Raw genomic sequence first — 8,400 nt, forward strand, 5'->3', positions numbered from 1 at the left:
TCCTGAACAGCAAGAGAATGTCCGTGCCCAGTGGGGCCAGTGAGCTTGCGCAACGATCTCTCACGGGAGGTCGAAACCCATGAACCCTGGTGGAAGGAGTTCGTCGGATCTGCGAGGCGCAATGCTTGGGACCGTGCCTGGCCTGGTAGGCGTCGGCGTCTTCTCGGCAGTCATAAACCTTCTCGCCCTGACCGGCTCGGTCTATATGCTGCAAATTTACGATCGCGTTTTACCTTCGCAGAGCGTTCCGACGCTTGTCGGGTTCACCATCGGAATGCTGGGTCTTTACGCTGTCTACGGGCTGCTGGATTTCGTGCGGCTGCGCCTGCTGGTTCGAGTGGGCAATCGTGTCCATAGGAATTTGAAGCAGAGGGTGTTCGGCCTCTCGCTGTCCTTGCCGCTCTTTGGCGGGCAGGATGCGAACCGGATACAGCCCCTCCGTGATCTCGATCAGCTACGCGGCTTCCTTTCCGGAATGGGGCCGACTGTCATCTTCGACGCGCCGTGGATTCCATTTTACCTGCTGATCATCTATTTCCTGCATCCCGCGCTCGGTGTGTTGTCCACAAGCGGTGCGATCATTGTCGTGCTGCTCACGGTCATGGCGGAAGTTCTTGGCCGCACATCGGTGACACGCGCGTCCGAGACGCTGGTGTCGCAGCGCAATCTCGCCGAATCCGGACGCCGCAACGCGGAGGTCGTACGCGCGATGGGCCTTTCCGCACGGCTTGCCCACCGCTGGGGCGAGATCAATAACGCATATCTGAGGCACCAAGAGAAGCTTTCCGACGTCGTCGGCGCCACCGGGGCACTCTCTAGGGCACTGCGTTTGGCCTTGCAGTCCTGCGTTCTCGGACTGGGTGCCTACCTGGTGATAGGAGGCGAAGCCTCGCCAGGCGTGATCATCGCATCCTCCATCTTGCTGGGCCGCTCATTGGCTCCTGTTGACGCCGCTATCGCGAACTGGCGAGGCTTCGCCGCGTTCCGGCAAAGCTATTCGCAACTGGCAACGGCCCTGGCCGCTTTTCCTGACCGGGACGAACATATGGAACTTCCGCGCCCCCAAGCGGAGCTTGCGGTCGAGGACCTGACTATAGCGCCACCGGGCCAGCAAAAACCCACGGTAGCCAATGTCAGCTTCCGCCTGGCTGCAGGGACGGGAATGGCCGTTGTCGGCCCGAGCGGTTCTGGCAAAAGCACGCTTGTGCGCGCGCTGGTGGGCGTCTGGCAGCCACTTCGCGGCACGGTGAGGCTGGACGACGCCTCGCTTGACCAATGGGACCAAGAACGTCTTGGCGCACATATTGGCTACCTGCCCCAGGACGTCGAACTGTTTGATGGAACGGTTGCCGATAACATTTCGCGATTTGGCGGGAAGGGCGACGCCAAGGGCGTGCTCGCAGCTGCCAAGGCAGCGGGCGTCGACAAAATGATCCTGCGATTGCCGAACGGTTTTCAAACTCGCATGGGCGAGGGAGGAACAGCGTTGTCGGCTGGACAGCGGCAACTCGTAGGGCTTGCCAGGGCACTTTACGGCGATCCGTTTCTCGTCGTTCTGGACGAGCCGAATTCAAATCTGGACGTCGATGGCGATACCGCCTTGGCCGGCGCGATCCTGGCAGTGCGCAGACGTGGAGGCATCGTCATCGTAGTTGCGCACCGTCCTTCTGCCCTTACCAACATCGACAGGGTACTCGTAATGTCCAATGGGATGCTTCACGCCTTCGGCTCACGCGAGGAGGTCCTGGCCAACGTCATCCGCCCCTTTGCTGCGCCGGTTGAACGCCCGGCAGCGGCCGTCGCGATGCACAAAGGGGTGAGCGGTCACGCATGAGGGATATTTTTTTGTCTGAGGCGACGATGGCTCCATCGGCCCCGATCGGCAATGGGAGCCGGCGCAACGCGATTTCGGGCACGCGCGATGGAATCGGGGCCAACCTGATCCTGGGTGCGGCGGTCACGGTTATGTTGCTTGCCGGCGGCGGGCTCTGGCTCGGTCTGACCAAGATTGCTGGCGCGGTAATTGCGCCGGCGACCGTGGTGGTCGAGAGCAACATAAAGAAGGTGCAGCATCTGACGGGCGGCACGATAGGTGGCATCTTCGCGCAAGACGGGGATCATGTACGGGCCGGCGATGTGATGGCACGGTTGGACGACACACTGACACGGGCCAATCTGCTGATAATTAGCAAGGATCTTGATCGGGCAACGGTTCGGCTTGTGCGGCTGGAGGCAGAGCGGCAAGGCCTGTCGGAGATGCAGCTTCCGTTCAGCCTTCAAGCGCGAATGGGCGAGCCGGAGCTGGCTGCGCTGGTGAACGGCGAGCGCACGCTGTTCGACAGCCGCGCTACGGCCCTCAACGGGCAGAAGGCACAATTGCAAAGCCGCTCAAAGCAACTCGAACGCCAAGTTGAGGGCCTCAAGGCGCAACAGACCGCGGAAGAACAATCCGTGGTCCTGCTGGATGGCGATCTTGTCGATGTACAGGCGCTTTTTACAAAGAAACTGGTGTCCAAAGAGCGACTTAGCAACATCAGACTGGATGCCACCCGGGCGCACGGAGAATCAGGGCGCCTCGCGGCGGCAGTTGCCGAGGCGCAGGCCCGGATCAGCGAGACCGAATTGCAGATTCTTCAGCTCGATGAACAAAGGCGTAGTGACGTAACGAGCGAACTTCGTGAAACGGAAGCCAAGCAAACCGAACTCAGCGAGCGCAAGGTTGTGGCACAGGACGAACTGGCCAAAACCACCATCCGCGCGCCGCAATCGGGAACCGTACAGGAATCTTCCATTCACACGATCGGCGGCGTGATTGCCGCGGGCGAGGTTCTCATGATGATTGTCCCTGACACCGGCAACCTTGTCGTCGACGCGCTGATTGCGCCGTCGCGCATAGATGACGTTCGTCCAGGTCAGCGGGTCTCGATCCGGTTTCCGGCTTTCGACGCCGGCACTACGCCTGCCTGCCAAGGGTCTGTCAAGCGCATCTCGGCGGACCTGATAAAAGATCAACAGCGCCAGCTTTCTTATTTCTCGGCGCGCATCAATGTCGAAGACAAGTCCACCTGTCTGACCGATGCCAAAGTGCTCAAACCCGGTATGCCAGCGGAGGTTCACATAAGTACGGACGAACACAGCGTCTGGTCTTATCTGCTGAAGCCGCTTACCGACCAGATGTCGAGGGCTTTCCGGGAATGACATGGCGGCTGTGAGCGGTCGACCGCGGGAACACGGCAGGCGTGCTTGCTGACATATTAGGGTAGGCGACGTGATGCCACAGGGGTGACGCCTGCGGCCGACGCGCGAGGCTCGTCTGGGACATTGTCCCGGCTACAAGGATGCCCCAACAGGATTTTCCTGGCCGCCTCACCAAGTCCTGCCCCGACAACAGCGTTAGTGTCCTGTCATCTTTTGCGCAACAAACAGCGCATACCGTTCCACGATCATCGACATGGGCAATTGCCTCACGAGGAGAGGTTCTTTGCTCCTACGACGCGGCGAGGGCCCTGCGGCGGACACGGCGTGCGGCATGCACCGTTCGGTCTGCAGTCACCGCTACATTTGCCACGTCAGATGTATGCGGCAAGGCGTTCGCGCTTCCATGCGACCTCTTGTAGGGCAGCAATTCCCTGACCCGAGCATTGACCGAGGCAATCTCGACCCGCAAGTCCTCGCATTCCTGCCGTCTCACATCGAGTTCAATCTGATCGGACGCCTGCTGCATGGACAGCTGTGCAAAATCTGCGGCGATCTTGGAAAGGTTCACCTTGTTGGTTTCGGCCTCCTCGGTGAGTGCGGCCAACCTTTCGTCGGTCACCTGTTTTTCGGCCAGGGCGTCGCTCCATTGTAGCTGGAGCCTGGCGATCTCGGCCGCGGCCTCGTTGTTTGCGTTTGAGGCGAGTTCGAAGCGCGATTGGAGACTTTGAATTTCTGAGCGCAATCCTCGGTTCTCAGCCTGGCAGCGTTTAAGCTCGCCATCCATGTCCGCCTGCATAATCCTGGCTGCTTCGGTCACCTCCCATAGCTTCGCCTGCGCAACCTCGAGTGAGGTGTGCAATTTGATTGCCTCTTTTTCGCTCTTGCCGAGCGCACTCAGCATTTCGGAATTTCGCGCAGCTTCGTTGGCATGGATCGTGGAGAAGGCATCCAGCCTATGCCGTGCCTCTTCCTCCCGCTTCATGGCCTTTTCCAGGTCAATAGACAGGCTCACATTCTTTTCACGCAGCTGTTTGTTCTCTCGGGAGCGCCTGTCGGCCTCGACATTTGCGGCGGCAAGCATGTTCGTGAGGTCGCCAAATTCCGCTTCGTTCTTTGTGGTGGTGTTCGCCGCTTCGACCAGCTCCAGCCTTGCCGCGGCCAACGCGCCACGGAGCACTTCACACTCCTGAACAAGGCTTGCCTGGCGCTGCTGCAATGTCTCGACGGTGCCTTGACGCTCACAGTACCGTCTGTTCAGGTCATTGAGTGTTTCCGACAAGTTCCTTTGATCTGCGATCAGATTTTGATTCGCCAGCTCCAGTTCGTTCGCACGGAGAATGTCCGCGTGAAGGATGTGAAAAAACTCGAACGTCAGTTGACATGTGCCTGTAATTTCGGAGATTTTTGCGTTGATGTCCTCGAAATGGAGCTTGGCATCGTGGAACAAGCCGTTAAACGAGCTCACGGCAGCAATTCGGCTCTGCGTGTGTGAGGTCAGCCGATGCGCTGGTATCGGCGAGCTATCATCGTCGTCGCCGGCACCGCCCTCACTCCGTACGCTGTCATCCTGTTCGTTGTTGTCGCCTGCCATGTTTGGCACGTCGGCGACATCCTCCAAATCGAGGCACTGGTCGACAGCGTTAGCCAAGTCAGCTTCGAGATCGTCGAACGACCTCTCCACATTGTCCTCGGCGCGTCTGATCAAATCCCTGAACTTCATGACTTCATCCCCTGCAGCCGCATGCCCGGAACCATTGAGGCACGAGGACTGAGATGCTTTTGTATCGAGAGCTCAACTCAGCGTCTTCGTTCAATCAAACGATGCCAGGGCGCCGGCGCCGCGAGGAGCCGAGAGCTGCGATTGGAAGGCCCTACATCGGTCTAGGTGCCTGCTGACTTATTCTTGAGGACTGCGCGACTCCCCTTCTTGCCATCGTCTTGGCGTCGATGGTGTGTTGCCTGGGCACATTAACGCTCAGGTGCAGAAGCCCCGACGAACGGCCCGGCACAGCCTCTTGTGGGGCGCATCAGGCGGCCGGGCCTAACCGGCGGTTGAGTGTTTTGGTTTGCCGGCTGACTCACCATGCGACCTTGGCGAGGCAAGCGCATCATTCGAACGAATTGGGGACCGGCCGCCTGGCCGCCCAATCACACTAAGCTTCCGTTGCCGGAGCTGGCGACGAGGTGCTTTGCCTTGAGCCTTGGTATCTACATACGAAGCGGCAATACGCGCCGGCGGAGCAGTGGCCCGACCCGTCAAACTAGCGCTGCAAAATGCGCGGCAGAGATATCCGAGAATATTGTCCAATCAGCGGTATGAGATCGAAGGCGGGCGATCTTGCTGAACTCCCAAACAATCCCGGCGTATATGTGTTCGGCAAGGAGGATCTGGAAACCATTGCGACATTGCCGAGCGGCACAATCTATGGATCATCAGCGATGAGGTTTACCGCAGCACAATATTCAACGGCGAGTTCCTCTCAATAGCATCCATCCCCGGAATGAGAGAGCGGACGATAATTGTGAACAGCCTGTCGAAGTCTCATGCAATGACCGGCTGGAGGCTAGGGTGGACGCTTGGGCCGGTCTCGGCATCAGTTCATCTGGAAAATCTTGCGCAATGCATGCTCTTCGGATCGCCGACCGTATTCAGGATGCCGCAGCGGTGACTCTCGATGAGGCGGTGACGCAGAGATGCGTTTCTTTTCGGACGCCCTTCTGCCGTTGATGTTGACCAATGCTGTGCGGATGTTCGCCGGGGATATGCGTGAACCTTATCGTCCGCTGCGGCGCTCAATTTGCTTGGGGTTCTTGGAACCGTTCCGAACTTTCTCCTTGCGCCTCCGATCGAGTTGCGCGTGCTCATGCGGGGCGCTGAGGTGTCTCGATCCGCAGTGGCGCGGCCATTATGCGACGATCAGCTTAGTTGAAATTTGTCCCCAGCGGACGGGAACGACGCTTGGCCATGTTAGTTGATGTGAATGGAGCAGCTAAGAAAAGATCTGGCATTGCTTACGCGACCCGGCTTCTGGATAGCTTTCGGCATTTTGTTGCTGCTTTACGGGATTCAGGTCTTTTTTCTAATTCGGGCATGCCAATGCCTTTAGCCTGGAACATCGATCCCCCTAGCTGGAACGCGGTCTGTCCATCTCCCGGCGGCTGCGCCGATAGCGTTGATCAACGATATATTCATTTATAAGCCTGCTATTCCCGGGGATGCCGAGGTTGGCAGCGCCTGCATCGTTGAATACGCACGTGGCGCTCCCCTCAAGGTAGGTGGTTACCATTCTCGCGCTGCCGGTGAGCATTGGAGCCCGCACTGTGTTGGACGTGCGCTCATGCGTCGGGAAATTTCTTATAGACAGGGGAGGGTCTGTCAGGCTGGAAAATCACAAGCTGCCCCGCGAATGAGGAAGCAAAAAAGGTGCAAGACCAGATCGATTTCTTCCAGGCAACTCGGTCCTCGCATCATCGTCGATCAGCGGCCGTACCATCGAGAACCAAAATGCGCACGATCTCAGCCGGTCGGCTTCGACCAAAACATGCGGACTACCGGACGGGGACAGTCGGTGCCGCGTCCCATCCTGTGGCCGGCGCTATGCTGACGCTCCTACGGTATCCCGTTCACCGCCCGCGCAGGAGGGCGAATTTCCTCCGTCCTGCGCGCGACAACCGTCCACTGTTGCGGCCGCACGCAGGACTGCGGCTTATACGCCGTTCTTCCTTTGAGCGGCGTCCAGTTCGCAGGGCTAAATCACCATTGGTATGCAGACGAGCCTCTCGGCGTCTGGACAGAGATCAATTGCGCTTTGCACCAGGGTTCCTGGATCGTAAGCTCCAAACACGCTGCAGTCGCCTGATATGGTCCACTACGTTGGCCGGCTCATACGGCTTCGCAAGGTGCGGGCCTTCCTGACAAAGGTCGCCCGCCGCGATCGCAGTTCGTTCTACTGCGGCAGAAAGCACTATTTTGACCTCGGGCTTGTTCTCGCGAACCCACTTCGACAGTTGGAACCCGTTCATGTTGCCCGGCAGGTCAACGTCACACAAGACGGTGTCCACACCGAACTCCGCATAGTTCAACGCTTGTTGCGCCTCACGTGCGAAATGGGCCTCAATCACCCTGTAGCCACAGTGGCGGAGATAGTCCGCGATGACGCATCGGGCGATGACGTCGCCGTCAACCACGAGGATCGTTTGGCTCTGTTGGTTCGGGGCTTCCATTGACGGAGAACGGTCAGCAACCGGCAGGGTTCCACGCATCATGACCTGCGCGGGATGCCGACCGAAGATCGCGGCGAGATCCTGCACGAAATGATCCCTGCCGGCGGGCGCATTCAATTCAGCGGAGCGATGCCGCACTGGTGACGCCGTTTGCCACCTGGTCGACGAGACGAGCTAGAAGGCATGGTCTCGAAGCTCAAGGGCAGTCCATATCGCAGCGGCAAACGAGCGCTTGGCGCAAGATCAAGTGCTTTGAGGAAAAGGAAATGCAAATCATCGGTGCACAGCGCGAGCGCGGCAAAGCTACCCAGGTGATCATGGCTGAAAAGGGCCTCTACAAAGGCGGCGCACTCGTCAACTTCAATGCCGATGAGCGGCAAGCGCTTTGGGATCGTGTCCAGGGCAAGGTTGGCGGCCCGGTCCCGAAGGGACATAAAAAGGAAAAGGCCGAGTGGCTGAAGCCCCGACTGGTTGGCTGGGTCGAGACCCTCAAAGGCGAAGAGAATCTGCGGCACGCAAGGCTGCTGGATTTCCGGGAGGATGATGCAAATGGCCATTTTTAAGAAAGATCAGGAACTCGCCACCTACGCCATGTACGGCGCCCAAGCGCGCAAGGATGGCAAGGAGCGTGAGGTGCCAGCTTACTGGCAGGAACATGCCGACGCGTGGCTGCAGGGCTTTGACGGTGTGGCGATGGACGGTTTTGGCAAGACCAAGACCGTCAACGACGAGACATGGCAGCCGAGGTCGACGAAGCTGCCGTCGAGCGCCCCGACGAATAGCCATTTTGCCGTATGCCGTATGGTCGTTTTTAATTGGAGAAGGGTTTCGTTGGGCCTATAAAGATTGCGTTTACCATTGCCTTTTTAGGGAGAATGCGATGGTTGCAACGCCCATAGAAATCGCTCAAGCCGCTACTGCGACTACGGCCACCTTGCTGAAGTGGCAGAAGTCCATGGAGGAACGCGCCACGTTTCG

At 58.7% G+C, this 8,400-nt stretch carries 7 protein-coding genes; 5 read left to right on the forward strand and 2 right to left on the reverse strand.

Going from position 1 to position 8,400, the window contains the following annotated elements:
- The first annotated feature begins 121 nt into the window (after window positions 1–121).
- Window positions 122–1,834, forward strand: coding sequence for a type I secretion system permease/ATPase (locus NKI64_RS07905; protein WP_023689787.1), 1,713 nt, complete (start codon window positions 122–124; stop codon window positions 1,832–1,834).
- Window positions 1,835–1,860: 26 nt separating this feature from the next.
- Window positions 1,861–3,198: an HlyD family type I secretion periplasmic adaptor subunit gene (locus NKI64_RS07910; protein ID WP_023714701.1), complete on the forward strand. Its 1,338-nt coding sequence runs from the start codon at window positions 1,861–1,863 to the stop codon at window positions 3,196–3,198.
- Between the two features lie 289 nt (window positions 3,199–3,487).
- Here NKI64_RS07910 and NKI64_RS07915 read toward each other — a convergent pair whose 3' ends face one another.
- A complete protein-coding gene (locus NKI64_RS07915; RefSeq protein WP_023701100.1) occupies window positions 3,488–4,918 on the reverse strand; it encodes a coiled-coil domain-containing protein in 1,431 nt (476 codons plus the stop codon).
- 685 nt (window positions 4,919–5,603) lie between these two features.
- On the opposite strand from NKI64_RS07915, the gene NKI64_RS07920 reads away from it, so the two are divergent.
- Entirely contained in the window at window positions 5,604–5,867 is a 264-nt protein-coding gene (locus NKI64_RS07920) for an aminotransferase class I/II-fold pyridoxal phosphate-dependent enzyme (protein ID WP_352667421.1), read from the forward strand.
- A gap of 1,129 nt (window positions 5,868–6,996) precedes the next feature.
- Here the strand turns inward: NKI64_RS07920 and NKI64_RS07925 are convergent.
- Window positions 6,997–7,509: a response regulator gene (locus NKI64_RS07925; protein WP_023753040.1), complete on the reverse strand. Its 513-nt coding sequence runs from the start codon at window positions 7,507–7,509 to the stop codon at window positions 6,997–6,999.
- Between the two features lie 179 nt (window positions 7,510–7,688).
- Here NKI64_RS07925 and NKI64_RS07930 point away from each other — a divergent pair, with 179 nt between their 5' ends.
- Window positions 7,689–7,985 carry a hypothetical protein gene (locus tag NKI64_RS07930; protein ID WP_352521950.1) on the forward strand — a complete coding sequence of 99 codons (297 nt, stop codon included), beginning with the start codon at window positions 7,689–7,691 and terminating at the stop codon, window positions 7,983–7,985.
- The gene (locus NKI64_RS07935; RefSeq protein WP_352667373.1) at window positions 7,972–8,265 is read left to right on the forward strand and encodes a hypothetical protein; all 294 of its coding nucleotides are present in this window, start codon (window positions 7,972–7,974) and stop codon (window positions 8,263–8,265) included. The genes NKI64_RS07930 and NKI64_RS07935 overlap by 14 nt, the downstream gene beginning before the upstream one ends.
- Window positions 8,266–8,400: the final 135 nt, after the last annotated feature.

Origin of the sequence: Mesorhizobium sp. M0478 (assembly GCF_040321305.1) — a bacterium.
Taxonomy (GTDB): domain Bacteria; phylum Pseudomonadota; class Alphaproteobacteria; order Rhizobiales; family Rhizobiaceae; genus Mesorhizobium.